The following is a 25,255-nucleotide window of genomic DNA, read 5'->3' on the forward strand; positions in this document are numbered from 1 at the left end:
CCCCCTCCGGCCCGCGGTGGGGGCCATCTCGCAGGGTTCGTCGGGGTGGGGGTCAGGCGGGCCAGGCGGCGAGGCCGCCGGCGAGGGACAGGACGCGCCCGCCGGCGCTCGGGTCGGCCCCGACGACGGCGTCCCGCGCCCGGGCCGACCGGGCTCCGGCGGCGCAGTAGACCACCAGGACGCGGTCCTGCCCGGGCGCGAGGGCCGCCGGCTCCGCGAGGACGGCCTCGAGCGGGACGTGCCGATCGGCCACCGTCGCGGGGGCCTCAACCCGGCGCAGGCGGCGCTCCCAGTCCTCGCGGACGTCGAGCAGGGTGAGGGACGCGGCCCGGGCGGGGTCGGCGAGCAGGGCGGCCAGCGCGGCGGGGGCGATCTCCCCGCCCGCGGCGCCGCACGCCTCCGCCGAGCCGGGGGCGCCGGCGTCGTCCGGGCGGGGGGCCTGGTCCGCGTGGGCGGACAGGTCCGTCACGGGGGTCCGCTCGGGGTCGGGCACGAGCCGCAGCTCACGGAAGCGCATCGTCAGGGCGTCCACGGAGAGCAGCCGCCCGACCAGGGGCTCACCCACCCCGGAGAGCAGCTTGATCGCCTCGGCCGCCATGAGGGAGCCGATGATCCCGGGCAGCACCCCGAGCACTCCGGCCTGCGCGCACGAGGGCACCTCGCCGGGTTCGGGCCGCTCCGGGAACACGTCCCGGTACAGCGGCCCGCCCGGGGCGAACACGCTCACCTGCCCCGCGAACCGCAGGATCGCGCCCCACACCACGGGCACGCCCGCGATCTCGCACGCGTCGGCCACGAGGTAGCGGGTCGCGTAGTTGTCCGTGCCGTCGAGCACGAGGTCCACGGCGCCGACCCGTTCGAGCGCGTTGGCCGCGGTCAGGCGTTCGCGGTGCTCGACCACGCGCACCTCGGGGTGCAGGCCGCGCATCGTCGCGGCGGCGGAGGCGGTCTTGGGGCGGCCGAGGTCCGCCTCGGCGTGGATCACCTGGCGGTGCAGGTTGGAGCGGTCCACCATGTCGTCGTCGATCACGTGGACCTCCCCCACGCCCGCGGCGGCGAGGTAGGTCAGCACGGGCGCCCCGAGGCCGCCGGCGCCGACCACGAGGACGCGGGAGCGCAGCAGCGCCAGCTGGGCCTCGGGGCCGAAGCCGTCCAGGCTCAGGTGGCGGGCGAAGCGCTCCAGCTGGGTGTCGGACAGCGCGGTGAGGTCGCGGGGCTCGCGGGCGGCGGGGTCCAGGGCGGCGGTCACCGCTCGTCCTCCTCGGCCGTGACCCGCCCGGCCATCGGCGAGGAGGCCAGGGCGTGCTCGCGGCGCGGGATGCGCCCGGCACGGCGGGCGTGGAAGCCCGCCTCGAGCGCGAGCCGGCACGCGTGGGCCATGCGGGCGGGCTCGGCGGCGCGCGTGATCGCCGAGGCGGCGAGCACGGCGTCGCAGCCGGCCTCCATCGCCAGGGCGACGTCCGAGGCGGTGCCCACGCCGGCGTCGAGCACGATCGGCACGGAGGCGCGGGAGACGATCAGCTCCAGGTGTGCGCGGTTGAGGATGCCCAGCCCCGAGCCGATCGGCGAGCCCAGCGGCATGACGGCGGCGGCGCCGGCCTGCTCGAGGCGCAGCGCCATGGCGGGGTCGTCCGAGGTGTAGGCCAGGACGGTGAAGCCGTCGGCGGCGAGCCGCTCGGTGGCCTCGAGGGTCTCGACGACGTCGGGCAGCAGGGTGCGCTCATCGGCGATGACCTCGACCTTCACGAGGTCGGTCTCGAGCGCCTCCCGGCCGAGCCGGGCGGTGAGCACGGCGTCCCGGGCGGTGTAGCAGCCGGCGGTGTTGGGCAGCACGTCGATGCCGAGGCGGTCCAGCAGCGCGACCAGGCCGTCACGGGTGTCCGCGGACCAGCGGCGCAGCGCCACGGTGGTGAGCGTGGTGCCGGAGGCGACGAGGGCGCCCTCGAGGGCGGTCAGGTCGGTGATGCCGCCCGTGCCCATGATGAGCCGGGAGGCCAGGTCGTAGCCGCCGATCCGCAGCGGCGGGATCGCGGGGGCGGCGGGCGGGGTGCGGTGCTCGGCCATCGCTCAGCCCCCCTGCACCGCGGTGACGACGTCGACCTCGTCCCCGGCGGCCAGCTCCCGGGTGGCCCAGGCCGACCGGGGCACGACCTCGCCGCCGACCGCCACGGCCACGCCGAGCCGCCGCCCATCCGCGGCGGCGCCGTCCTCGCCGATCGCGCGCCCGGTGACGTGCGCGACGACGTCGCGGACGGTGGCCACGGCCAGCTCGGCGGGCTCTCCGTTGAGGGTCAGGGGGAGGGTGCTCATGCGATCTCCTTCAGGCGGGCGTGCAGCAGCTCGAGGATCCGCCCGGCCGCCCAGGGGGCGAGCAGGATCCCGTGACGGTGGAAGCCGGTGGCGACGACGGCGCCCGGAGCCTCGGGCACGGCGAGCACGCGCGGGGCGTCGTCGGGGGTGCCGGGGCGGGCGGCGGTGGTGATCTCGACCAGCTCGCACTCGCGGACGGCGGGCAGGATCGCGGCGGCGTCGGCGAGCAGGTCCAGCACGGCCCCGGCGGAGGTGCCGGCCAGGCCGTCCTCGCGGGCCGAGGCGCCGACCACGAGGGTGCCGTCCGCGCGGGGCACGAGGTAGACCTGGCGCCCGTGGACGAGGCCGCGGACGGTGCGGGTGATCAGGTGCGACTCCCCCGGCAGCAGCTGCTCGGGGCGCACCCGCAGACGCAGCACGTCGCCGTGGACGGGGCGCAGCGGGACCTCGACGGCGGTGGCCGCGCCGCCGATCCCGCGGTGGCCCAGGCCCGCGGCGAGGACCGCGCCGTCGGCGGTGAGGACGCCCCCGTCGGCCAGCGTGAGGCGCACCCCCTCGCCCTCCGGGCCGGCGGCGGTGACGCGTCCGGCCACGAACCGGGCGGCGGGTCCGGCGCCGACCGGGAGCGGGCCGCCGTCGGGTCCGGTCTCGGCGCGCAGGGCGGCGACGCAGGCGGCGGCGAGCCGTCGCGGGTCCACCTGATGGTCGTCCGGGGCGTCGAAGCCGGCGGCCAGGCCCGGGGCCAGGGCGGGCTCGGCGCGGCGCAGCGCGCGGACGGAGACGGGCTCGACCCGGCGACCGAGGATCGAGGCGTGCTCGAGCACGTGGTCCCAGGCGCGGGCGTCCGAGGGGTCCGCGGCCACGATCCAGGCGCCCTGTGCGAGGAAGCCCGTCTCCACATCGGTGAAGGCGGCGAGCAGGTCCACGAGGGCCGGGTAGGCCTCCCAGCCGGCCTGCAGCAGCGGGGCGAGGTCGTCCTGGCTGAACTGGGTCTCGGCGAGCGGCGCGAGCATCCCCGCCGCGGCGTGGGTGGCCCCGGCCACGGCGTGCGGGCGCCCGGCGGCGTCCAGCTCGGGGGCGATCAGGGTGACGGCGTGGCCTGCGGCACGCAGACGCACGGCGGCGGTGAGGCCGATGATCCCGGCCCCGACGACGGCCACGTGCACGGACCGGTCCTCCTCACGGCGGCATGACCCGCATCGAGTGGTGATGGTCGGCCGCGCCGGCGCGGTGCGCCCCTGCGGCCCTCTCAGCCCGGCGTGTGCGGCCCGGGCTCCCATGGAACAGCGGCCAGTCTGCCACAGTGGGCGCATGCACTCCCCCGATCCGCTCCTGATGACCGCGGCCGGCCGCGACGACGGCGGCACCGGCCCCGGCGCGCGCCGCCGCGCCCGCCTCGCCGCCTCCCGGCTGTACGTCTGCACCGACCTGCAGCGGTTCCTGCGCCCGGACGGCACGCTCGACACGGCCGCGTTCGCCGACTTCTGCGCGGCGGCGTTCCGCGGCGGAGTAGACGTGATCCAGGTGCGGGACAAGGCCGTGGACGTGGCGGTCGAGCTGGCCGCGTTCGCCACGCTCGTCCCGCTGGCCCGGGAGCACGGGGCGCTCTCGGCCGCCAACGACCGCGCCGACGTCGCCGCCCTGGCCGGGGTGGACGTGTTCCACACGGGCCAGACCGACCTGACCACCGCGCAGTGCCGCGCCCTGCTGGGCCCGGACGTGGTGCTCGGCCGCTCGTGCCACACCGAGGCGCAGGTGCGCGGCGCCCGCGCGGAGGACGGCCTGGACTACTTCTGCACGGGGCCGGTGTGGGCGACGCCCACGAAGCCGGGCCGGGCCGCCGTCGGACTGGAACTGCCGACCCTCGCCGCACGCCTGGACGCGGAGGACCCGGCGGGGGCGCGGCCGTGGTTCGCCATCGGCGGCGTCGACGCGGACCGGCTGCCCGAGGTCCGCGCGGCCGGGGCGGAACGGATCGTGGTGGTCCGCGCCGTGACGCAGGCCGAGGACCCCGAGGCCGCGGCCCGGACCCTGCGCGCGGGCCTGCCCGGCTGACGCGCCCCGCGGGGAGGTCACGGACGGGCCGTCCTGATGGTGTAGAGTCGACGAGTCCGCAACGCGCTCGACGCGTCGCGACCCCCGCCTCCGTAGCTCAGGGGATAGAGCGTCTGCCTCCGGAGCAGAAGGCCGCAGGTTCGAATCCTGCCGGGGGCACGAGCGAACAGAGCCGGACCCCCGTGGCGACACGGTGGTCCGGCTCTTCTGGGTTCTGCGGACCCGGACGCTCGAGCGGAGCGGGAGGTCCGGGTCACCGGCATTCGAGGCGGGAAATCGACCTCATGGGACGTCCCGAGGTGCGTATTCGCCGGATTTCCCGCCTCGAACGTGTCGAAGCCCGGAGGTCCCGCCCTCAGCCCCGCTGCGCATGACCGTGGTCGACGGGCCCGTGCCACGTCGGCCGCGAGGCGTCCCCGACCGCGAGCGCCTCCCCCGCCCGCATCGCGTCGGCCAGCCACGGCTTGGCCCGCTCGAGTGCGTCGTCCCAGCTCAGGCCCGCCCCGGCCAGCGTGGCCAGGGCCGAGGAGAGGGTGCAGCCGGTGCCGTGCGAGGCGCGGGTCGTCACGCGCGGGCCGCGCACCTCGTGCACGGCCCCGCCCACGCGCACGACGGCGTCCGGCACCTCCGCCGCTGCGGCCTCGGGCGCCTCGGTCTCGTCCAGGTGCCCGCCCTTGAGCAGCACCGTCACCCCGTGCTCGGCGGCCAGGCCCCGCGCCGCGTCGAGGGCGGCGTCCCAGTCCGTCGCGTCCCGCCCGGTCAGCCGGGCCAGCTCGGGCAGGTTGGGTGTCACCAGGTGCGCCACCCGCAGCAGCCGGGCCCACGCGGCGCGCCCGTCGTCGTCGCCGACCGCGGTGAGGGCGTCCCCGCTCGAGGCCACCATGACCGGGTCCAGCACGACGACGGCGGGCCGGGTCTCCTCGAGCCAGCCGGCGACGGCCCGCATGAGCTCCACCGTGCCGAGCATGCCGATCTTCACGGCGTCCACGGCGATGTCGGCGGCGACCGAGTCGAGCTGGGCGCGCACCACGTCCACCGGCAGCGGGTGGACGGCCTGCACGCCCTGCGTGTTCTGGGCGGTGATCGCGGTGATCGCGGTCATCCCGTAGCCGCCCCACGCGGCGATGGTCTTCAGGTCGGCCTGGACACCGGCGCCGCCGCCGGAGTCGGAGCCGGCGATGCTGAGCACACGGGGGACGGCGGGGGTCATGCGGGGGCTCCTTCGGGTCGGGGCGGATCGGCCGCCCGGGCCGGGCCGATCCCGCCCATGAGAATGTAGTCGCATGTCCCACGTCACAGAGAGCTCCCCCGCGCACCCCGGCCGAGCCGAGGAGTCGGCGCCGCTGCGGCCGACCTCCCCGCTCGGGATCGCCGCCACGTTCATCGGCACCACCATCGGCGCCGGGTACGCCTCGGGCAACGAGATCCTGCAGTACTTCGTGAGCTTCGGCCTCTGGGGCGGCACGGGGGCGCTCGTGATCGCCGGCGCGCTGTTCTTCCTGCTCGCGGTGATCGTGCTGCGGCTGGCGCAGAAGCTGCGGACCACGGACATCCACCGGATCGTGAACCCCACGACGTCGCGCGTGCCCACCTGGTTCGCGGACCTGTGCATCACCACGTCCCTGCTGGGGACGCTGGTGATCATGCTGGCCGGGGCCGGGGCGGCGGTGCACACCGCGTTCGGGCTGCCCTCGCTCGTGGGCTCGCTGGTGATGGCCGCCGTCTGCGTGGTCTCGGTGCTGGCCGGCATCACGGGCCTCGTGCGCGTCCAGGCCGTGGTGGTCCCCCTGATCATCGTGGTCGCCGTCGGCGTCGCGGTGTGGGGGTTGGCGAACCCGGGGGCCGCGGTGGACGACGTCGCCGCGCTCGTGACCTCGTCCCCGCTGATCAACCAGTGGTGGCTCTCGGGCGTGCTGTACGTGGCCTTCAACATCCAGCTGGCCTACGCGGTGCTCGCCCCGATCGGCGAGGAGAGCTCCTCGTCGGGCCGCTCCCTCGTCGCCGGGGCCGGGCTCGGGGCACTGGGCCTCGTGGTGATGGCCGGCGCGGTGATGGCCGCGCTGACCGTCCACGCCCAGCTCATCGGCCGTGCCGAGCTGCCCATGGTCGAGCTGGCCGCGATGATCGGCGGCTGGGCCGCCCTGCTGTACACGGTCGTCCTGCTGCTGGCGCAGTTCACGACGGCGGTCTCGTGCCTGTACGGCGGTGTGGAGCGGATCGCCCTGCTGTCCTCGATGCGCCGCGTGCCGGGCTGGGCCATCGCCGTCGTCACTGCCCTGGCCGCCACCCTGCTCTCGAGCGTCGGCTTCTCCGACCTCGTGGGCACCGTCTACCCCGTCCTCGGGTACGCCGGCATCGTCATCATCGTGATGCTCATCGTGACGTGGATCGTCGAGCGCACCACGGTGCGCCGGCGGGCGGCCCGCGCGGCGCGCGCCTGAGCGGCCCGCCGCATGGCCGCTGCCGACGGCGGTGAGGCCCCGCAGGGGACGTGCTAGGGTCGCTCGCATCCCACGGGAGCCCCACGGCACGGGGCTGAGACCGGGCTGACGCCGCCCGGAGACCGTCTGAACCTGTCCGGGTCATTCCGGCGAAGGAAGAAGGAGCCGCGGCCATGTCCGTTTCCGAGCACACCCCCCTGCCCGCAGCCGAGTCGACGGCCGAGGTCGTCGCCGAGGAGAACTACCCCACGCACCGTCTGGGCTGGCTCGAGGATGCCGAGCACGGCATCCGCGTGCCCGTCACCGAGGTCCACCAGGACGACTCCCCCGACGGCACGCCCAACGCGCCCCTGACCGTCTACCGCACCATGGGCCCGGGCTCCGTGCCCGAGCGCGGCCTGCCCGCCCAGCGCGCCGAGTGGATCCGCGCCCGCGGCGACGTCGAGGAGTACGAGGGCCGCGAGCGCGACCTGCTCGACGACGGCCGCTCGGCCGTGCGCCGCGGCGCCGCCTCGCAGGAGTGGGCCGGCGAGCGCCGCGCCCCGCTGCGCGCCAAGGAGGGCGCGCGCGTCACCCAGATGCACTACGCCCGGCGCGGCGAGATCACCCCGGAGATGCGCTACGTCGCCCTGCGCGAGGGCGTGGACGTGGAGCTGGTGCGCTCCGAGGTCGCGGCCGGCCGCGCCATCATCCCGGCGAACGTGAACCACCCCGAGTCGGAGCCGATGATCATCGGCAAGGCGTTCGCCGTGAAGGTCAACGCGAACATCGGCAACTCGGCGGTGACGTCGTCGATCGCCGAGGAGGTCTCGAAGCTGCAGTGGGCCACCCGCTGGGGCGCGGACACCGTGATGGACCTGTCCACGGGCGACGACATCCACACCACCCGCGAGTGGATCCTGCGCAACTCCCCCGTGCCGATCGGCACCGTGCCGATCTACCAGGCCCTCGAGAAGGTCGGCGGCGACCACCAGGCCCTGACCTGGGAGATCTTCCGCGACACCGTGATCGAGCAGTGCGAGCAGGGCGTGGACTACATGACCGTGCACGCCGGCGTGCTGCTGCGCCACGTGCCGCTGTCCGCGGACCGCGTGACCGGCATCGTCTCCCGCGGCGGCTCGATCATGGCCGGCTGGTGCCTGGGCCACCACAAGGAGAACTTCCTCTACGAGAACTACGACGAGCTCTGCGAGATCTTCGCGCGCTACGACGTCGCGTTCTCCCTGGGCGACGGCCTGCGGCCGGGCTCCGTGGCCGACGCCAACGACGCCGCCCAGTTCGCCGAGCTCGACACGCTGGCCGAGCTGACGGAGCGGGCGTGGGCGTACGACGTCCAGGTCATGGTGGAGGGCCCCGGCCATATCCCGTTGCACCTGGTGCGGGAGAACGTGGAGCGCCAGCAGGAGCTGTGCAAGGGCGCCCCGTTCTACACGCTCGGCCCCCTCGTCACGGACATCGCCCCGGCGTACGACCACATCACCTCGGCCATCGGCGCCACCGAGATCGCCCGCTACGGCACCGCGATGCTCTGCTACGTCACGCCCAAGGAGCACCTGGGCCTGCCGAACCGGGACGACGTGAAGACGGGTGTGATCACCTACAAGATCGCCGCGCACGCCGCCGACGTCGCCAAGGGCCACCCCGGCGCCCGCGACCGCGACGACGCCCTGTCCAAGGCGCGCTTCGAGTTCCGCTGGCGCGACCAGTTCGGCCTCGGCCTGGACCCGCAGCTCGCCGAGGAGTACCACGACGAGACGCTGCCGGCCGAGCCCGCCAAGACCGCCCACTTCTGCTCGATGTGCGGGCCGAAGTTCTGCTCCATGCGCATCAGCCAGGACATCCGCAGCGAATTCGGCGGCGCGTCCGAGCAGGCGCGGATCGCCGAGGCCGGCATGGCCGCCAAGTCCGCGGAGTTCCGGGCCGCCGGCGGGTCCGTGTACCTGCCCGAGCCGACGATCCGCACCGCCTCGGACGCCTGAGGCCGGGACGCGGGGTGAGGTGGGGCGGGATGGCCCGCCCCTGCGCCACCTGACGATCGCGTCATGACCTGAGGGCCGCCACCAGGTCATGACGCGATCGCCAGGACAAGGCCCTCCGGGACGGCGAAGGCGCGGCCCCACGGACGGGGCAGTGCGCTCGGTGGTCGATCGAGTGGTGATGCCTCTTGACTCACACACACTGGGCTCACTATTCCGGCAGGCCCCCTGTGATGCGTGTCCCATCCGCCCACAGGAATTGAGTGGAGGGAATATGACGTGAAAGTCGACATGACCCCGCCGGTCCGCACCCCAGGGGCACTTCCCAGGTGAGGCATCATCCAGCCGCTCAGCTCTCCTCGGGCCAGCCGTGATGACCCGGATGCTCGTCTCGAGATTCCTCCTTCTCCTGATCACGCTCGGAACAGCAGCGCTCCTCGCGTCCTACGTCGGGGTGGAGAAGGAGGACCGCTGGCGCATGGACGGCACGGTGTACGAGATCTCGGCATTCCCCGCTAGCGAGGCCTGGCCCATGATCCGGACGTCGCTGACGGGCCCGGACTCCGGCTCCGCGGCCACCTCCACGAACCCCCACGTGACGGCCCTCGCCGGCCGACCTGCTCTGGGCGTGCTCCCGGACGGCGTCGCCCCGACCGCGGTCGTCCCCAGCACCTCCCCCTTCGCCGCACGTGCCGCTGCGGGCGAGCTGAGCTGGCCGGACGTCGATCGGGTCGTCGTCCGAGACCTCTCCTCCGCGCCGGATCGCGCCGCCGAAGCAGACCTCCTGGTCCCGTTCCTAACACCCGACAGTTCGTCCCTGACAGGTGTGATCGGCGGCTCACCGGCCCAGCTCGGCGAGCTCGTCCAATCGCTGCGGCGGGCCGGTGTCGTCGTCGACGTCGTCCCGCTCCCGCCGCCGTGGGAGGCAGCGATGCGACGCAGTGTCCATGTGCCCCTGCTCGCCGTGCTCGCCGGCTTCGCCCTGCTGGGCGCACAGGTCGTCTGGCGCACGACCCTGCGCAGTCGACTGCTCCCTGCCGTCACCTCGCACCGCCTCGTCGGTGCCTCCCCGCTGCGAGCGGCCCGGCTCGGTGTCCGGCCCGCCATGCTCGCCTGGGCGACCGCCGCCGCGAGTGCCGGCGGAGTCTGGCTCGTGGCATGGCCCCGGTGGGACGCGGAGATCGGGCTCACGGGGGACACCGCTCTCCTCTGGTCCGCCGTGCTCGTCGTGGACGCCATCCTCATCCTCAGCACGACCCTGTCCACCCTCTGGGTCCGAAGGGCACACGCATGACGGCAGCCATGCGGGCCGTTGCGGACGGCCTCCGCGACCTGTTCGACACGCCCGGACTGCTGTTCCTGTCCCTGCTGCACACGACCGTGGCGTCGGTCGTGTTCGGACTGGCCCTGGGCGTCGCCGGCGGGGTGACCACGGCGCTCGAGGTGCTCGAGGACGCCGAGTCGTCGGGCCTGGTGACAGCCAGGATCCTGGACCCCGCCGTCACGACCGACCTCCACCCCCGCGCCGTCGACACCGTTTCCCGGGCGTTCGCCGCCCATGTCGACGGAGTCGACCCCCGTGCCTTCCTCGTGACGGACGCCATCGGAATCGAGGACCCCCGGCTGCAGGGGGCGGTCATCGCCACGCCTGGTCTGGCCCGGGAGTTCGGCGCCGCTGCTGCCGTCAGTCCCGCCGAGGGTGTGTACTTCGCTCCCGCCGCGATCACCTCCGGGGCACCGGGCGGCACCGTGTACGTGGGGTCCACACCCCACAGCTATGCCGGCCCACTCCCCGGGGACGCGGCCGCGCCGCGGGCCGACGGATCCCTCTGGCCCCTGGGTGAGTCGCCCGTCATCGTCACCAGCACGACGACCATGGCCGGCCTGATCGAACCGGCCCAGCTCGCGGCGGTCTACGGTTCCGTCGTGGCACGCCAGGACGCGGCCTCCGAGGTGAGAGCGGCACTCGACGTCCTCGAGGACGAGACGGGCGTGGTCGCCGAGTTGGCCCCGATCGCCTCGGCCAGGTCTCCGATCGCCCGAGAAGCCCGCGGTGCCGCGCTCATGGTCACCGCCTACACCGCCGGGCTTGCCAGCGCCGTCGTGACGGTGGTGAGCCTCCTGACGACCATGACCCGTCGACTCACGCCCACGTGGCTGGCGCACCTGACGGTCGGGGCGCCCAGACGACTGATCCGGCTCCGGATCGCCACATCCGTGGCCGCGGTATGGGGCATTCCGGCCGTGCTCGGATCGTTGCTCGGCCTCGGCATCGCCTCGGAAGCGGGCGGACTGCGTCCGGCGCCTGCCGTCGTCGTGGTCGGGCTGGCGGTCGTCTTGGCGATCGCCGCTGCGTGCACCCGTCATCCCCTCCGCCAGCTGCACCGGGCCGTCCGCACGGCGGCACTCGTCGAAAGGACCGTGTGATGTCCCTGCTCACCGTGCACGACGTACACCGCTCCTACCGCGGCCCCGCCGGGGATGTCCCCGTGCTCCGCGGCGTCTCGCTCCAGGTCCCCGGGGGCGGCGTCCATGCGATCATGGGACCCTCCGGGTCCGGCAAGTCGACCCTGCTGCGGCTCCTCGCCTGCCTTGACACACCGGACGCCGGGAGCATCCGTGTGGCCGGGCGGAGCCTGCCGGCACCGTGGTCGTCCGACGGCGACGCCTACCGGAACCGGACGTGCGGCATCGTGCTCCAGGACCATCTGCTCATCGATCGGGCGACCGCCGTGGACAACGCGGCCCTGCCGCTGCTCTACGCGCGGCCGCGCACCTCGAAGCGGGAGCGCCGCACCATGGCCGCCGAGCTTCTGACGCGGCTCGGACTCGGAGACCGTCTCCACCACCCCGTCGGCCGACTCTCCGGCGGCGAGCGCCAGCGTGCGGCCATCGCCCGGGCCGTGATCATGGGGCCCTCCCTGCTGCTCGCCGACGAGCCGACGGGCGCCCTGGACGAGGAGCGCACCGACGAGGTGATGGGGCTCTTCCGCTCCATGTCCCAGCCGGAGCGGGCGATCGTGGTCGTCACGCACGACCCCGCCGTGGCGGCCCGGTGCGACCACACGTGGCGGCTGCGGGCCGGGCGGCTCGAGTGACGAGGTCCGACCGTGCCTCCTGCACAGGTGTCGGCAGACGGCGTTGCGTCCCCGGGCGTCGCGTTCCGGCTCCGGATGTCCGGGGCCGCTCCTAGGCTCGGATGCATGAGCGCGCACCACGCCGACGACGGCCTCCCCGTCCCCGTCTCCACCCTCGCCGAGGACCCACCGGCGGGCGGGCGACAGGCGCCGCCGAGTGGCGTCGTCGTGGGTGAGGACGGGCGGGCCCGCCCGCCGTGGGCGGCACGGGATCCGCTGCTGCGGGAGTACTACGACACGGAGTGGGGCCTGCCCGTCACGGACGAGCGGGGCCTGTTCGAGCGCCTCGTCCTCGAGGCGTTCCAGTCGGGCCTGAGCTGGCGGACCGTCCTGGCCAAGCGGCCCCGGTTCCGGGAGGTGTTCGCGGGCTTCGACGCGGACGCCGTCGCGGCGTTCGGGGACGCGGAGGTCGAGGCGCTGCTGGCGGACCCCGGCATCATCCGGAACCGGCGCAAGATCGAGGCGGCGATCGCGAACGCGCAGGCCGTCGTCGGGATGCGCGGCGAGCGGTTCACCCCGCTGCACCCGGGCTCCCCCGGCGCGGGCCCCGCCTGGCACGGCGACGGCGACCGGCCGGCCCGCGGTCTGGCGGGGCTGGTCTGGGCGCACCAGCCTGCCGCGACCCCACGGCCGGAGACGGTGGCGCAGGTCCCCTCGGCCTCGGAGGAGTCGCGCGCGCTCGCGAGGGCGCTGAAGGCGCACGGCTGCCGATTCGTGGGGCCGACCACGTGCTTCGCCCTGATGGAGGCCGCCGGGGTCGTGGACACCCACCTTCTCGGCTCGTGGCGAAGAGGGGCGTCCGGGATCTGGGAGTGAGCGGGGGCCTCCGGCAGGATGGGGAGCTCAACGCAGGACGTCCACACGAAAGGGTGACGACTGATGACCACCACCTCCGCCTCTCAGGGCTACCGCACGATCAACCCGGCCACCGGGGAGCTGCTGAAGTCCTTCGACAACGCCACGGATCAGCAGATCGCCGACGCCCTCGACGCCTCGCAGGCCGCGTACGAGCAGTGGTCCCGGAAGTCGGTGGCCGAGCGCGCCGCCGTCGTGAAGCGGATCTCCGAGCTGCTGGCCGAGCGCTCCAAGGACATCGCCGCGCTGATCACCACGGAGATGGGCAAGTCCCTCGGCGCGGCAGTCGGCGAGGTGCGCTACGGCGCCCAGATCTTCGGGTACTACGCGGACGAGGCCGAGGAGCTGCTCGCGGACCAGCGGATCAAGCAGTTCTCCGGGCAGGAGGCGTTCATCCAGCGGCTGCCGCTCGGCCCGCTGCTGGGGATCATGCCGTGGAACTTCCCGGTGTACCAGGTGGCCCGTTTCGTGGCGCCGAACCTCGTGCTGGGCAACACCATCCTGCTCAAGCACGCCGAGATCAACCCGCAGGTGGCGCAGCTGCTGGAAGAGCTCTTCACCGAAGCCGGGCTCCCGGAGGGCGTGTACCAGAACGTGTTCGCCACCCACGACCAGATCTCCACGATCATCGCCGATCCGCGCGTGCAGGGCGTGTCCCTCACCGGTTCGGAGCGGGCCGGCGCCACCGTCGCCGAGCAGGCCGGTCGGCACCTCAAGAAGGTTGTGCTCGAGCTCGGCGGCTCCGATCCGTACATCGTGCTCTCCGCGCCGGACGCCCGCGCCGCCGCCCGCGACGCACTGGCCACCCGGATGGGCAACTGGGGCCAGGCCTGCAACTCGAACAAGCGCATGATCGTCATGGAGGACATCTACGACGACTTCGTGGATGAGCTGGTCCAGCGCTCCTCGGCGATGAAGCCCGGCGACCCGACCTCGCGCGACGCCGACGTCTACGGCCCGCTGTCCTCCGAGTCCGCGGCCGACGGGCTCACCGAGCAGATCGCCGCGGCCAAGGAGGCCGGCGCCACCGTCCACGTGGGCGGCGAGCGCGTCTCCGGCCCGGAGGGCGAGGGCTTCTACGTCTCCCCGGCCGTGATCACGGACGTGGACCAGGAGAACCCCGCCTACACGCAGGAGCTGTTCGGCATGGCCGCCGTGGTCTACAAGGTGTCCTCGGCCGAGGAGGCCGTGGCGCTGGCCAACGACTCCCAGTACGGTCTCGGCGGCGCCGTGTTCTCCACGGACCTGGACGAGGCCAAGCGCGTGGCCGACCAGCTCGAGGTGGGGATGGCGAACGTGAACCTCGCCTCCGCCGCCGGCGCGAACCTGCCCTTCGGCGGCGTGAAGCGCTCGGGCTTCGGCCGCGAGCTCGGCCCCATGGCCGTGGACGAGTTCGCCAACAAGCGCCTCTACGCGGTGCAGGGCCCGCTGGAGGGCTGACCCCGGGCCGGGTCGGCCGGATGGGTCTCCCGCTCCGTCCGGCCCGTCGCCCGCCTGACGCACACAGAGTGGTCACGACGTGCCGTCACCGGAGTCCGGTGACGGCACGTCGTGACCACTCTGTTCGTCGGGGCCCGCCCACCCAGAGCGTGCGGTGGCAGACCCCCGGCCCGGTCCCGGACGCCGTCGAGGGCCGGCTCGAGGTGGTCGAGCGCGGCCCTCGGCGGACGGATCGCGAGGAAGAGCCTCACGCCTGCGCGCGCGGATCCGCGGCGGCTGCGGTCGAGCCCCCGGCGGCGTCGCGCGTCATGGCGGCCGGGGCCACGTCCGGGTCCGGCTCGCGGCCGGCCACGATGTCGATCGCGCCGGTGAACTCGGCGTCGATCCGCCGCTGCACCCGGCGCGAGCGCTGGGTCACGAGGGACACCACCACACCCACCACGAAGGCGGCGACGAAGCCCGGCAGCAGCTCGTACAGGCCGAACCACTCCCACGTCTCGGCACTGGCCTCGGACCACACCCAGGCGACGGCGGCGCCGGTGACCATGGCGGCCATCGCCCCCCACGAGGTGAACCGCGGCCAGTACAGGGCGAGCAGGATCACAGGGCCGAAGGCGGCGCCGAAGCCGGCCCACGCGAAGGAGACGAGCTCGAGCACGGAGGAGTCCGGGTTGAGGGCGAGCAGCCCCGCCACGAGCGCCACCACCAGCACGCCGATGCGGCCGAGCCACAGGGTGAACGTCGGGGAACCGGTGCGCCCGCGCAGCATGTAGAGGTCCTCCACCAGGGCGGAGGAGCACACGATCAGCTGCGAGGAGAGCGTGGACATGATCGCGGCGAGGACGGCGGCCAGCACCAGGCCGGCCACGAACGGGTGGAACATGATCGAGGCCAGCACCAGGAACACGGTCTCCGGGTCCTCGAGCGTGGTGCCGGGGTTGGCCTGGAAGTAGGCGATGCCCACGAGGGCCACCATCACGGCACCGAACACCGACAGCGCCATCCAGCCGATGCCGACGCGCCGGGCGACGGCCGCGTCGTACGGGGTGCGCAGGGCCATGAAGCGGACGATGATGTGCGGCTGGCCGAAGTAGCCCAGGCCCCAGGCGAGGGAGGACAGGACGCCGATCAGCGTTGCGTTCTCGAACATCGAGAAGTGGTTCACTCCGCCGCCGGCGGCGTCGGCGGCGCGGATGCCCTCGACGACGGCGTCCCAGCCGCCCATGGTCAGGATCACGACGATGGGGACGGCCAGCAGGGAGAGGAACATGAGGATGCCCTGGGCCACGTCCGTCAGCGAGGCGCCGAGGAAGCCGCCGAACAGGGTGTAGAGCACCGTGATGCCCGCGACCACGAGCATGCCGGTGAGGTAGTTGATGCTGATGCCCTGGGCGTAGAAGGAGTCGGGGCCGAAGGTGGACTCGACGAACTTGCCGCCGGCCACCATGCCCGAGGACACGTAGAAGGTGAAGAACACGAGGATGATCAGGCCGGCCACGATCCGCAGGATGTGCGTGCGGTCCTTGAATCGGTTCTCGAGGAAGGACGGGATCGTGATCGAGTTCCCGGCCACCTCGGTGTAGGAGCGCAGGCGGGGGGCGACCACGCGCCAGTTCACCCACGCGCCCACGGTCAGGCCGACCGCCATCCAGCCCTCGACCAGGCCCGCGGCGTAGATCGCGCCGGGCAGGCCCATCAGGAGCCAGCCGGACATGTCGGACGCACCCGCGGAGAGCGCCGCGACGGACGGCTTCATGTCGCGTCCTGCGAGCATGTAGTCGTCGAGGTCGGTGTTCTTGCGGGAGGCGTACAGGCCGATCGCGATCATCGCGAGGAAATAGAGGCCGATCGCCGCCAACAGGAAGACGGTGTTCGTGTCCATGGGCTCCAGAGAATCACATCCGGACTCTCAGCCCCAGTCCCAGGTCCGTCCCGGATTCGCCCCGTCCGGGTCGGCCCGGGCCCCCGCGCGCCTAGGATGGAGGCCGTCATGACGCAGACTCCCCCGCCCTCCACGCCCGCCGCGCAGCCGTCGGCGACGCCCCACGACGCCGTCGCGATCACGTTCCCCGAACACCTGCCGGTGGCGGAGCGCCGTGAGGAGATCATGGCCGCGATCCGCGACCACCAGGTGGTGATCGTCGCGGGCGAGACCGGCTCGGGCAAGACCACGCAGCTGCCGAAGATGTGCCTGGCCCTCGGGCTCGGGGAGGCCGGCTCGATCGGCCACACCCAGCCCCGGCGCATCGCCGCCCGCTCGGTGGCCGAGCGCATCGCGCAGGAGCTGGGCGAGGAGATCGGGCAGACGGTCGGCTACCAGGTCCGCTTCACGACGCAGACCTCGAAGGCCACCCGGGTCAAGGTCATGACGGACGGCATCCTGCTGGCCGAGATCCCCCACGACCCGCAGCTGCGCCGCTACTCCGTGATCATCGTGGACGAGGCCCACGAGCGCAGCCTCAACATCGACTTCCTCCTGGGCTACCTGCGCAACCTGCTGCCCCAGCGCCCGGACCTGAAGGTGATCATCACCTCGGCCACCATCGACCCGGAGCGCTTCGCCCGGCACTTCGGCCGGCCGCTGGCCGCGGGCGAGGACCATGCGGACGCGGTGGAGGCCGACGACGGCGGCCGCGTGGTCCTGGCGCCGATCATCGAGGTCTCGGGGCGCACCTACCCCGTCGAGATCCGCTACCGGCCGCTGACCGACGAGCCCTCCCCCGACGACCCCGAGGACGATGCGGACGACGCCGCCGAGACCCGCGACCCCCTCGACGCGATCGGCGACGCCGTCCTCGAGCTGGCCGCCGAGCCGCCGGGTGACATCCTCGTGTTCCTGCCGGGCGAGCGGGAGATCCGCGAGGCCGCGGACCACCTGACCGGCGTCGTCGCCGGCACCACGCGCCTGGCCGGCACGGAGATCCTGCCGCTGTTCGGCCGCCTGTCCATGGCGGAGCAGCACCGCGTGTTCGGCCGCGCCGGGGCCGGGGTGCGCCGGCGGATCGTGCTGGCCACGAACGTCGCCGAGACCTCCCTGACCGTGCCGGGCATCAAGTACGTGATCGACACGGGCACCGCGCGCATCTCGCGGTACTCGCACCGCACCAAGGTGCAGCGCCTGCCGATCGAGCGTGTCTCCCAGGCCAGCGCGAACCAGCGCGCGGGCCGGTCCGGCCGCACCTCGGACGGCATCGCGATCCGCCTGTACTCGGAGGAGGACTACCTCTCCCGCCCCGAGTTCACGGACCCGGAGATCCTGCGCACCTCCCTGGCCTCGGTGATCCTGCAGATGCTGTCCCTCGGTGTGGCCCGCACCCCGGGCGACGTCAAGGAGTTCCCCTTCGTCCAGCCCCCGGACGGCCGACAGGTCACCGACGGCGCCACCACGCTCACCGAGCTCGGCGCGCTCGAGGCCGGCGGCGCCCGCGCCGGCACCATCACCCGGGTCGGACGCCGCCTGGCCCGTCTGCCCGTTGACCCGCGGCTGGGCCGCATGATCCTCGAGGCCGGTGAACGCGGCTGCGTCCGGGAGGTCATGGTGATCGCCGCGGCCCTGACCATCCAGGACCCCCGCGAGCGCCCCACGGAGCAGCGCGAGGCCGCGGACGAGCTGCACCGCCGGTTCGCGGACGAGAACTCGGACTTCTCCGCGATCCTGAACCTCTGGGCCTACCTGCACGAGCGGCAGAAGGAGCTCTCCGGCTCCCAGTTCCGCAAGCTGTGCCGCCGTGAGCACATCAACTGGCTACGCGTGCAGGAGTGGCAGGACCTGGTGCGCCAGCTGCGCCAGCTCGCCAAGGACGTGGGCCTCACCGTCGAGTCCGGACCCGTGGACCCGGTCGGCCGGCACGAGGCCGTGCACAAGTCCCTGCTCACCGGCCTGCTCTCGCAGATCGGCGCCTACGACGAGCGCCGTCGCGAGTACGTGGGCGCCCGCGGCACCCGCTTCGCCGTGTTCCCCGGCTCCGCCCTGTTCAAGAAGCGCCACCCGTTCGTCATGGCCGCCGAGCTCGTGGAGACCTCCCGGCTGTGGGCGCGCACGGTGGCCCGGATCGAGCCGGAGTGGGCCGAGGAGGTCGCCGGCCACCTCGTCAAGCGGACCTACAACGAGCCGCACTGGTCGCGGCGGGCGGGTTCCGTCGTCGCGCGCGAGAAGGTGACGCTGTTCGGCGTCACTCTGATCCCGGACCGCTCGGTCCGGTACGGCCGGATCGACCCGGAGCTCTCCCGCGAGCTGTTCATCCGGCACGCCCTCGTGGAGGGCGACTGGCGCACGCGTCACCGGTTCTTCGCCCGCAACCGGGCTGCGCTCGAGGAGGTCGACGCCCTCGAGACGCGCCTGCGCCGCCGCGACCTGCGGATCGGGGACGAGGACCTGTTCGCCTTCTACGACGCGCGGATCCCGGGAAACGTCGTCTCCGAGCGGCACTTCGACGCGTGGTGGAAGAAGGCGCGCCAGGATCAGCCGGACCTGCTGGACCTCGACGTCGCCGCCCTGCTCACCGCCGACGCCGAGGACCTGGACACCGACGCGTTCCCCACCACGTTCGCGTATCCGATGCCCGGCGGCGACGTGGAGCTCGACCTCGAGTACACGTTCGACCCGACTGGCGCGGCCGGCACCGACGGCGTGACCGTGGCCGTGCCGATCCTGCTGCTCAACCAGGTCTCCCCCGGTCCCTTCGCATGGCTGGTCCCCGGCCTGCGGGTCGAGCTCGTCACCGCCCTCATCAAGGCGTTGCCCAAGGCGGTGCGCAAGAACCTCGTGCCCGCCCCGGACGTGGCCCAGCAGCTCGTCGCGGACCTCGAGGCCCACGCCGACCCGCTGCGGGACGAGCTGCCGGACGCGCTGTCCGCGGCCGTGCGTCGGGTGCGCGGCGTGGTGGTGGAGCCCGGGCTGTGGGCCCCGGACGCGGTGCCCCTGCACCTGCGGATGGACTACCGCGTGGTGGACGCCCGCGGCGCCGTGATGGGCGCCGGCCAGGACCTGCCCGCGCTGCAGGCCCGGCTCGCGCAGGCCAACCGCTCCGCGATCGCCGCCCGGCTCGCCGGCACCGACGACCCCGCCTCGGCCCGGCCGGGGCCGCGCGGCACGGGCCGCGGCGGCCGGGCCCCGGCCGACGCCCGGGCCGGGGCCGAGGGACACCGTCGCCCGGAGGGCCCCGGGCGGTCCGGCGCGACGCCGGCCTTCGAGGAGCGGCACGGGCTGACCTCGTGGAGCATCGGCACGGTGCCGAAGACCGTCTCCACCGCGGCCGGGGCGCGCGGCCCCGCCATCACGGGCTACCCGAGCCTGGTGCCCGAGACCACGCCCGACGGCGGCCCCGCGGCCGGCCTGACCGTGGCCCGGTCCGCGGAGGACCAGGCGGCCTGGCACCGGGCCGGGGTGATCCGGCTGCTGCTGGCCACCCTGCCCAGCCCACAGCGCGACGTGCTGGACCACCTGGACAACAGGGAGAAGCTCACCTTCACCCAGAACCCGCACGGCTCGGTGGACTCCCTCGTCGCGGACTGCACCCAGGCCGCCGTGGACCGTCTCGTCGGGGACGAGCTGCCGTTCGACGAGGCCGCGTTCCGCGCCCTGTTCGACCGGGTGCGGGCCGACCTGATCGACACGGTCTTCGCCGTCACGTCCCTGGTGGAGCAGGTGCTCTCCCGGGCCGCGCAGGTGCGACGCCGGCTCAAGGACTCGGTCTCGCTCGCCCTCGCACCGGCGCTGTCGGACGTGAAGGCACACCTCGAGCAGCTCGTGTTCCCCGGCTTCGTGGCCGCCACGGGCTGGGAGCGGCTGCAGCACCTGCCGCGCTACCTGCAGGGCATGCTGACGCGCCTGGACCGGCTGGACGCCGGGGGCCACCTGCAGCGCGACGGGCAGCACATGGCGGTGGTGCAGGGGCTCGAGGACGAGTTCGACGCCGCCGTCGCGGCCCACCGCGCCCGGTTCGCGGGCACGCCCGTGCCCGCGGAGCTGGAGCGGGTGCGCTGGCTCATCGAGGAGCTGCGCGTCTCGTTCTTTGCCCAGGAGCTGGGCACGGCGGTCTCTGTCTCCGAGAAGCGGGTGCGTCAGGCGCTCGCCCGGGCCACGCGCGCCTGAGTCGGGCCCGGGCGGCGCGGGCCGTCAGTCCTGCGGGACGACCTCGCCGTGGCCCAGGTCCCGCAGGGCCGCGCGGAGGCGGGCGGCGGCGTCGTCCAGGTCCGCCGGATCGGGGGCGTTGTCCACGCGGGCCAGGTCGAAGTCGGCGAGCGAGGTGGAGGGCCACACGTGCACGTGCAGGTGCGGGATCTCATAGCCGGCGATCATGAGCCCGGCCCGGCGGGCGGAGAACGCCGCCACCTGCGCCTTGCCGATCTGCTGGGCGACCGTCGTCAGGTGCGTGACCAGCGCCGGGTCGACCTCCACCCATTCGTCCACCTCCGCACGGGGCACCACAAGCGCGTGCCCCGGCTGGAGCGGCGCGGCGGACAGGAACGCGACGCACGTCTGGTCCTGCCACACGAAGCGGGCGGGCAGCTCGCCGGCGATGATCCTGCTGAAGACGGTGGCCATGGAGGGTCCTCCTGGGGGTCGGCGGGGCAGGGCCCCGGGGCTCGTCAGTCCCGGCCGGACGCGCCGTCGGGCTCGGGGCCGACCGCGACGGCGTTGGACGGGTCCTGGACCCATGCTGACCACGAACCCGGGTAGAGCGCCACTCCGGGTCGCCCCGCGACGGCCAGGGTGAGCACGGCGTGCGCCGCGGTGATGCCCGAGCCGCAGTACACGGCCACGGGAGTGGCGTCGTCCACGCCGACGGCGTCGAACCGCTCCGCCAGCTCTGCGGCGGGCCGCAGGCGGCCGTCCTCGGCGATGCTCTCCGCCGTGGGCACGTTCCGCGCCCCGGGGATGTGCCCGGCCACGGGGTCGAAGGGCTCGACCTCCCCGCGGTAGCGTTCGGCCGCCCGCGCGTCGAGGAGCAGACCGCCGGAGGCCATCGCCTCGGCGCCGGCCGTGTCCACGACGGGCATGCGGCCCCACGACGGCCGGGCGGTGCCGGGCACCGGGATGACCTCACCGGGCTGCAGGGGCAGGCCCGCGGCGCGCCACGCCTCGAGGCCGCCGTCCAGGAGCACGGAGTCCCGCAGCCCCGCGTGGCGCAGCAGCCACCAGGCGCGCGCGGCGGACAGGCCGTGGTCGTCGTCGTAGACCACGATGGTGTCGCCCTCGTCGATCCCCCACATCCGCACGGTCTCCGCGAACTGGCGCGCGTCCGGCAGGGGGTGGCGCCCCGCCGCCGGACCGGCGTGGCCGGCGAGCTGGCTGGGCAGGGAGACGTAGACGGCGCCCGGCAGATGGCCCTGGAGATAGGCGGCGTGGTCCGGCCCGCCCCCCGTGGCCCGGAACCGGACGTCGAGCAGGATCACCCGGTTCGGGCGGCATCGGCCCGGCTGGGCGTAGGCCGGGCCCCCGGGCACCGGCGGCAGGTCCTCGACGGGGGCCAGGCCGAGCCAGCCGGCCAGCACGTCCACCGTCACCAGGGTGGGCGGCTCGGCGGCCTCAGGGTCGACGCCGTCGATGTCCGCGTCCGGGTCGCCGCCGGCGTCATGGGACGAGGACGGGGCCGCCGTGGGCGCCGGGACCACGCGGCCCTGCCCCTCGTCGACGACGATCAGCGGGTCGGGTCGATCGGGGGCGGCGCCGTCGCGGTCCGGGACAGGGGATGGGTCCGGGGTCTCGCTGTGCACCCGGACACCTTACTCCACGCCCCCTTCGGCGTCGCTGATAACCTGGAGGATGGCCCGCGCGGACCTGTTCCGGACCGCGCGGAGGAGGCGGCAGCCGCCGCAGAAGGAGTCGTGAGCACCGTGAGCGCCCCCGAGCCCAGCCCCCGTGCCGCCCGTCCCCGGGCGACCCGGCAGAAGGCCGCCGTCGACCGAGCCCTGGACCGCATCCCGGACTTCGTGAGCGCGCAGGAGCTCCATGCCCGCCTCCAGGACCAGGGCGAACGCGTCTCGCTGGCCACCGTGTACCGGACCCTGCAGCAGCAGCTCGACGACGGCCTCGTGGACATGCTCCGCCGCGACGACGGCGAGACCGTGTACCGCCGGTGCGAGGACGAGGGCCACCATCACCACCTGGTGTGCCGGATCTGCTGGACCACCGTCGAGGTCACCGCCCCCCACGTCGAGGCGTGGGCCACCGCCGTCGCCGCGGAGCACGGCTTCACGGACGCGGACCACACGGTGGAGATCACCGGTGTCTGCGCCCGCTGCCGGACCGAGGGGCGCACCCGCGGGGCCTGACCATGACCATGGGCCGGGCCCCGGTCAGTGGCGGCGGCCGCCCGCGGGGTCGTCCAGGAAGTCCGCCGCGTCCTCGACCGCCGTGGAGGGCCCGTGCAGGGCGCCCCGGCCGTACGCGATGTCCAGGTTCTCGACCGTGAGCACGTCCCGCGGCGGGCCGGAGGCCACGACTCGCCCGCCCATCAGGACCACGTGGTCCGCCTCCGCGGCCTCGTCGAGATCGTGGGTCGTGTAGACCACGGACACCCCGCGCGTCGGCTCCTCGTGGAGGAGGTCGTCGATCGTGCGGGCGGAGACGATGTCGAGGCCCGTCATCGGCTCGTCCAGCAGCAGCACGTCGTGGTCCTGGGCGAGGCCCTGGGCCACGTAGGCGCGCTGGCGCTGGCCGCCGGAGAGCTGGTCGAGGTGCCGCCGTGCCAGGTCCGCGACCTGCATGCGCTCCATGGCGGCCCGCACGATGTCCCGGTCCTCCCTCCGGAACCGACGGAACCATCCGAGCGTGGGGTATCGGCCCATCCCGACGACGTCGCGCACCGTCACCGGCACGCCCTGGGGCACGCCGATGGACTGCATCACGAAGGAGGTGCGCTGCGAGCGCCGCCGCGGGTCCTCACCGAGCACCTCCAGCGCACCGGAGGCCGGGTCGCTCAGGCCCGCCAGGGCGGTCAGCAGCGTGGACTTGCCGGAGCCGTTGGGCCCGATCACCGCGATCAGCCGCCGGGCCGGCAGGGTGAAGTCGGAGGGTCGGACGGCCACGTGCGAGCCGTGGCGCAGTTCGAGCGCCCGGGCGACCGCGAGGGGAGGCGGGGTCGCCGCGGCGCCCGCGGGGAAGGACGCGTTCATCGGGGGGCCTCCGCTCCGGGCAGGGCCACGACCGGCGCCTCCTGCTCACGCTGCGCGCGCGAGCGCACGTGCCGGCCCAGGAGCGCCAGCACGGCGGCGCGGACGGCGAGCACCACGAAGAACAGCAGGATCGGCATGAGCGCCATGGTGGCCGAACCCGCCGTGCCCAGCCGGTAGCTGAGGGTGAGCCCGGTGACGACGCACGCCGCGCCGATCACGACGGAGACGAGCATCATCTGGGGCACGCTGCGCGTCAGCAGCGCCGCCGTCGCGGGCGGTCCCACGAGGAGGCCGAACACGAGCACCGTGCCCACCGCCTGGAACGAACCGATCACGGCCGCGCCGATCATCACCAGCAGCAGCGTGTGCGTCAGCCCCGGTCGCATGCCCAGCGAGCGCGCCTTGACCTCGGAGAAGCTCAGTGCCAGCAGGGGCCGGTAGAGCAGCAGGGCCAGGGCGATCACCACGACGGCGATGACCGCCTGGGTCACGATGCCGTCCACGCTGACCCCCAGCACATCGCCGAACAGGATCGACGTGAGCGATCCCGTGTAGGAGTCCGACTTGGAGATGATCACCACGCCCAGGGCCATCATCCCCACGAAGAGCAGGCCGATGGCGGTGTCCTCCTTGAGGGTGGTGGCCCGGTGCACCAGCGAGATGCCCGCCATCATGACGACGGCGGCCACCGCCGCACCGAGGTGGGGGCTGCCACCGGTGACGACCGCCAGGGCGATGCCCGGCAGGACACCGTGCACGAACGCGTCCCCGAAGAAGCTCATCCCGCGCAGCACCAGCCACGTGCCCACGACCGAGCACATCACCACGGCGATGAGTCCGCCGACGAGGGCGCGCTGCTGGAATCCCATCTGGAAGGGCTCGAGCAGCCAGTCCATCCTCAGCCCTCCAGCGCGTCGGCGAGGGTGCGGGCGTTGAGGAGCATGGCCTCGGCGTAGTCCGCCTCCGGGGTGTCCTTCGGGCCGACGCCGCCCTCGTAGACCTCGATGACCGGCAGGTCGCCGGCCTCCTCGGCCACGGTGTCCACGAGGCTGTTGCGCGCGCCCACGGACGTGATCACGGCGTCTGCGCCGCCGTCGCGGATGGACCGGGCGAGCTCGGCGATCTCCTGGGAGGAGGGCTCGCCGTCGGTGGAGCCGCCCGGGACGACGACGCCGGACACGGTGAAGTCGTAGGCCTCGCTGAAGTAGCCGTAGGCGTCGTGGTCCGTGACCAGCGTGCGGCGGTCCTCCGGGACCCCGGCGAGGATCTCCCGGACCTGCGTGTCCGTCTGCTCGAGCTCCCCGCGCACGGTCGCGCCGCACTCGGCGAACCTCTCGTCACCCCGCTCCTGGGCGAGCGTGTCGCCCATCAGCTCGGCGGCCCTCGCCATGCGGGCGACGTCCATCCAGACGTGCGGGTCCTCGGACCCGTGGTCATGGCCCTCGTGGCCCGCCCCCTCCTCGGCGTGGTCATGGCCGCCGAAGGGCAGCGGATCCAGCTGGGGCGCCACCTCGACGACGGTCGCGCCGTCCGCCTCGGCGTTGGCGAGGGCGGACTCCATGCCGCCCTCGAGGCCGAGGCCGTTGGAGAACACGAGGCCGGAGGAGACCATGTCCTTCACCTGCGCGGACGAGGCGGAGAAGTCGTGCGGATCATCCCCCGGGCCCATCACCGTGACGCTGCGGGCGTCGGCGCACGCGACCACGCGGTCGAGCACGGAGCCGAGCTGCGTCGTCGTGGCGACGGCCACGGGCGCGCCCGCGGCCGAGCCGGACCCGGCGGCAGCAGAGGCGCCCGCGGCCTGCTCGCCCGCGGAGTCGCCGCTGGTCCCGCCGCACGCGGCGAGGCTCAGGGTGAGCGCGGTGAGGGCCCCGGTCAGGGCGGGCAGACGACGGCGGCGGAGCATGGGGCGACCTCGTTC

21 protein-coding genes, 1 tRNA gene and 2 riboswitches are annotated in these 25,255 nt (G+C 74.1%); of the genes, 11 read left to right on the forward strand and 11 right to left on the reverse strand.

Annotation, left to right across the window (positions count from 1 at the left end; genetic code table 11):
* Nucleotides 1–52: 52 nt before the first annotated feature.
* From moeB to OVA32_RS09185, 4 genes are all read right to left on the reverse strand, one after another.
* Complete coding sequence (gene moeB, locus OVA32_RS09170; RefSeq protein ID WP_041105268.1) at nt 53–1,249, reverse strand: molybdopterin-synthase adenylyltransferase MoeB; 1,197 nt, start codon at nt 1,247–1,249, stop codon at nt 53–55.
* Nucleotides 1,246–2,064: a thiazole synthase gene (locus tag OVA32_RS09175; protein ID WP_036316581.1), complete on the reverse strand. Its 819-nt coding sequence runs from the start codon at nt 2,062–2,064 to the stop codon at nt 1,246–1,248. Before OVA32_RS09175 ends, moeB begins: the two co-directional genes overlap by 4 nt.
* Before the next feature lie 3 nt (nt 2,065–2,067).
* Nucleotides 2,068–2,310 (reverse strand): sulfur carrier protein ThiS, encoded by a 243-nt coding sequence (thiS, locus tag OVA32_RS09180; RefSeq protein WP_041105270.1) that lies wholly within the window; start codon nt 2,308–2,310, stop codon nt 2,068–2,070.
* Nucleotides 2,307–3,476: an FAD-dependent oxidoreductase gene (locus tag OVA32_RS09185; RefSeq protein WP_036316589.1), complete on the reverse strand. Its 1,170-nt coding sequence runs from the start codon at nt 3,474–3,476 to the stop codon at nt 2,307–2,309. The genes thiS and OVA32_RS09185 overlap by 4 nt, the downstream gene beginning before the upstream one ends.
* Nucleotides 3,470–3,600: riboswitch (TPP riboswitch) on the reverse strand. (Overlaps the previous gene by 7 nt.)
* A 21-nt stretch (nt 3,601–3,621) precedes the next feature.
* Here OVA32_RS09185 and thiE point away from each other — a divergent pair.
* Together thiE and OVA32_RS09195 are read left to right on the forward strand one after the other, a co-directional pair.
* Entirely contained in the window at nt 3,622–4,365 is a 744-nt protein-coding gene (gene thiE / locus OVA32_RS09190) for a thiamine phosphate synthase (protein ID WP_036316591.1), read from the forward strand.
* 86 nt (nt 4,366–4,451) lie between these two features.
* Nucleotides 4,452–4,524 (forward strand) — tRNA-Arg (locus OVA32_RS09195).
* Nucleotides 4,525–4,720: 196 nt separating this feature from the next.
* Here the strand turns inward: OVA32_RS09195 and thiD are convergent.
* A complete protein-coding gene (thiD, locus tag OVA32_RS09200; protein ID WP_041105272.1) occupies nt 4,721–5,575 on the reverse strand; it encodes a bifunctional hydroxymethylpyrimidine kinase/phosphomethylpyrimidine kinase in 855 nt (284 codons plus the stop codon).
* A 73-nt stretch (nt 5,576–5,648) separates the two neighbouring features.
* On the opposite strand from thiD, the gene OVA32_RS09205 reads away from it, so the two are divergent.
* From OVA32_RS09205 to OVA32_RS09235, 7 genes are all read left to right on the forward strand, one after another.
* The gene (locus tag OVA32_RS09205) at nt 5,649–6,806 is read left to right on the forward strand and encodes a membrane protein (protein ID WP_041105274.1); all 1,158 of its coding nucleotides are present in this window, start codon (nt 5,649–5,651) and stop codon (nt 6,804–6,806) included.
* Between the two features lie 62 nt (nt 6,807–6,868).
* Nucleotides 6,869–6,983: riboswitch (TPP riboswitch) on the forward strand.
* Nucleotides 6,980–8,785 carry a phosphomethylpyrimidine synthase ThiC gene (gene thiC / locus OVA32_RS09210; RefSeq protein WP_041105276.1) on the forward strand — a complete coding sequence of 602 codons (1,806 nt, stop codon included), beginning with the start codon at nt 6,980–6,982 and terminating at the stop codon, nt 8,783–8,785. Its footprint overlaps the riboswitch before it by 4 nt.
* A 370-nt stretch (nt 8,786–9,155) precedes the next feature.
* Nucleotides 9,156–10,076: a hypothetical protein gene (locus tag OVA32_RS09215; RefSeq protein ID WP_041105283.1), complete on the forward strand. Its 921-nt coding sequence runs from the start codon at nt 9,156–9,158 to the stop codon at nt 10,074–10,076.
* Nucleotides 10,073–11,209 (forward strand): hypothetical protein, encoded by a 1,137-nt coding sequence (locus OVA32_RS09220; RefSeq protein WP_230594545.1) that lies wholly within the window; start codon nt 10,073–10,075, stop codon nt 11,207–11,209. Before OVA32_RS09215 ends, OVA32_RS09220 begins: the two co-directional genes overlap by 4 nt.
* Nucleotides 11,209–11,880, forward strand: a complete 672-nt coding sequence (locus OVA32_RS09225; protein WP_041105279.1) for an ABC transporter ATP-binding protein — start codon at nt 11,209–11,211, stop codon at nt 11,878–11,880. Before OVA32_RS09220 ends, OVA32_RS09225 begins: the two co-directional genes overlap by 1 nt.
* 105 nt (nt 11,881–11,985) lie before the next feature.
* Entirely contained in the window at nt 11,986–12,735 is a 750-nt protein-coding gene (locus OVA32_RS09230) for a DNA-3-methyladenine glycosylase I (protein ID WP_041105281.1), read from the forward strand.
* A 63-nt stretch (nt 12,736–12,798) separates the two neighbouring features.
* On the forward strand, nt 12,799–14,214 hold the full coding sequence (locus tag OVA32_RS09235; RefSeq protein WP_036381712.1) for an NAD-dependent succinate-semialdehyde dehydrogenase: 1,416 nt from the start codon (nt 12,799–12,801) through the stop codon (nt 14,212–14,214).
* Nucleotides 14,215–14,461: 247 nt separating this feature from the next.
* Here the strand turns inward: OVA32_RS09235 and putP are convergent, their stop codons facing one another.
* A complete protein-coding gene (gene putP, locus OVA32_RS09240) occupies nt 14,462–16,096 on the reverse strand; it encodes a sodium/proline symporter PutP (RefSeq protein ID WP_041104331.1) in 1,635 nt (544 codons plus the stop codon).
* A 108-nt stretch (nt 16,097–16,204) separates the two neighbouring features.
* Between putP and hrpA the strand changes: the two genes are divergently transcribed.
* Nucleotides 16,205–20,308: an ATP-dependent RNA helicase HrpA gene (gene hrpA, locus OVA32_RS09245; RefSeq protein ID WP_041104329.1), complete on the forward strand. Its 4,104-nt coding sequence runs from the start codon at nt 16,205–16,207 to the stop codon at nt 20,306–20,308.
* A gap of 24 nt (nt 20,309–20,332) precedes the next feature.
* Here hrpA and OVA32_RS09250 read toward each other — a convergent pair whose 3' ends face one another.
* Both OVA32_RS09250 and OVA32_RS09255 read right to left on the reverse strand, forming a co-directional pair.
* Nucleotides 20,333–20,761: an HIT family protein gene (locus tag OVA32_RS09250; protein WP_036316605.1), complete on the reverse strand. Its 429-nt coding sequence runs from the start codon at nt 20,759–20,761 to the stop codon at nt 20,333–20,335.
* 44 nt (nt 20,762–20,805) lie between these two features.
* A complete protein-coding gene (locus tag OVA32_RS09255) occupies nt 20,806–21,933 on the reverse strand; it encodes a sulfurtransferase (protein ID WP_041104327.1) in 1,128 nt (375 codons plus the stop codon).
* A 111-nt stretch (nt 21,934–22,044) separates the two neighbouring features.
* On the opposite strand from OVA32_RS09255, the gene OVA32_RS09260 reads away from it, so the two are divergent.
* Entirely contained in the window at nt 22,045–22,491 is a 447-nt protein-coding gene (locus OVA32_RS09260) for a Fur family transcriptional regulator (RefSeq protein ID WP_041104325.1), read from the forward strand.
* A 24-nt stretch (nt 22,492–22,515) separates the two neighbouring features.
* Here the strand turns inward: OVA32_RS09260 and OVA32_RS09265 are convergent, their stop codons facing one another.
* From OVA32_RS09265 to OVA32_RS09275, 3 genes are read right to left on the reverse strand one after another with little or no spacing between them, the layout of a single operon-like run.
* Nucleotides 22,516–23,334 (reverse strand): metal ABC transporter ATP-binding protein, encoded by an 819-nt coding sequence (locus tag OVA32_RS09265; protein WP_041104323.1) that lies wholly within the window; start codon nt 23,332–23,334, stop codon nt 22,516–22,518.
* On the reverse strand, nt 23,331–24,230 hold the full coding sequence (locus OVA32_RS09270) for a metal ABC transporter permease (protein WP_041104321.1): 900 nt from the start codon (nt 24,228–24,230) through the stop codon (nt 23,331–23,333). Before OVA32_RS09270 ends, OVA32_RS09265 begins: the two co-directional genes overlap by 4 nt.
* 2 nt (nt 24,231–24,232) lie before the next feature.
* Nucleotides 24,233–25,240 (reverse strand): metal ABC transporter substrate-binding protein, encoded by a 1,008-nt coding sequence (locus OVA32_RS09275; protein WP_041104319.1) that lies wholly within the window; start codon nt 25,238–25,240, stop codon nt 24,233–24,235.
* Nucleotides 25,241–25,255 lie beyond the last annotated feature (15 nt).

It is taken from the genome of Micrococcus sp. SL257, from assembly GCF_026625585.1.
GTDB classification, from domain to species: domain Bacteria; phylum Actinomycetota; class Actinomycetes; order Actinomycetales; family Micrococcaceae; genus Micrococcus; species Micrococcus luteus.

Bases quoted from the DNA above. Each gene is read 5' to 3' on its own strand.
- OVA32_RS09175 (WP_036316581.1), bottom strand. From the start codon at position 2,064: ATGGCCGAGCACCGCACCCCGCCCGCCGCCCCCGCGATCCCGCCGCTG.
- thiS (WP_041105270.1), bottom strand. From the start codon at position 2,310: ATGAGCACCCTCCCCCTGACCCTCAACGGAGAGCCCGCCGAGCTGGCC.
- thiE (WP_036316591.1), top strand. From the start codon at position 3,622: ATGCACTCCCCCGATCCGCTCCTGATGACCGCGGCCGGCCGCGACGAC.
- thiD (WP_041105272.1), bottom strand. From the start codon at position 5,575: ATGACCCCCGCCGTCCCCCGTGTGCTCAGCATCGCCGGCTCCGACTCC.
- OVA32_RS09205 (WP_041105274.1), top strand. From the start codon at position 5,649: ATGTCCCACGTCACAGAGAGCTCCCCCGCGCACCCCGGCCGAGCCGAG.
- thiC (WP_041105276.1), top strand. From the start codon at position 6,980: ATGTCCGTTTCCGAGCACACCCCCCTGCCCGCAGCCGAGTCGACGGCC.
- OVA32_RS09215 (WP_041105283.1), top strand. From the start codon at position 9,156: ATGACCCGGATGCTCGTCTCGAGATTCCTCCTTCTCCTGATCACGCTC.
- OVA32_RS09220 (WP_230594545.1), top strand. From the start codon at position 10,073: ATGACGGCAGCCATGCGGGCCGTTGCGGACGGCCTCCGCGACCTGTTC.
- OVA32_RS09225 (WP_041105279.1), top strand. From the start codon at position 11,209: ATGTCCCTGCTCACCGTGCACGACGTACACCGCTCCTACCGCGGCCCC.
- OVA32_RS09230 (WP_041105281.1), top strand. From the start codon at position 11,986: ATGAGCGCGCACCACGCCGACGACGGCCTCCCCGTCCCCGTCTCCACC.
- OVA32_RS09235 (WP_036381712.1), top strand. From the start codon at position 12,799: ATGACCACCACCTCCGCCTCTCAGGGCTACCGCACGATCAACCCGGCC.
- putP (WP_041104331.1), bottom strand. From the start codon at position 16,096: ATGGACACGAACACCGTCTTCCTGTTGGCGGCGATCGGCCTCTATTTC.
- hrpA (WP_041104329.1), top strand. From the start codon at position 16,205: ATGACGCAGACTCCCCCGCCCTCCACGCCCGCCGCGCAGCCGTCGGCG.
- OVA32_RS09250 (WP_036316605.1), bottom strand. From the start codon at position 20,761: ATGGCCACCGTCTTCAGCAGGATCATCGCCGGCGAGCTGCCCGCCCGC.
- OVA32_RS09265 (WP_041104323.1), bottom strand. From the start codon at position 23,334: ATGAACGCGTCCTTCCCCGCGGGCGCCGCGGCGACCCCGCCTCCCCTC.
- OVA32_RS09270 (WP_041104321.1), bottom strand. From the start codon at position 24,230: ATGGACTGGCTGCTCGAGCCCTTCCAGATGGGATTCCAGCAGCGCGCC.
- OVA32_RS09275 (WP_041104319.1), bottom strand. From the start codon at position 25,240: ATGCTCCGCCGCCGTCGTCTGCCCGCCCTGACCGGGGCCCTCACCGCG.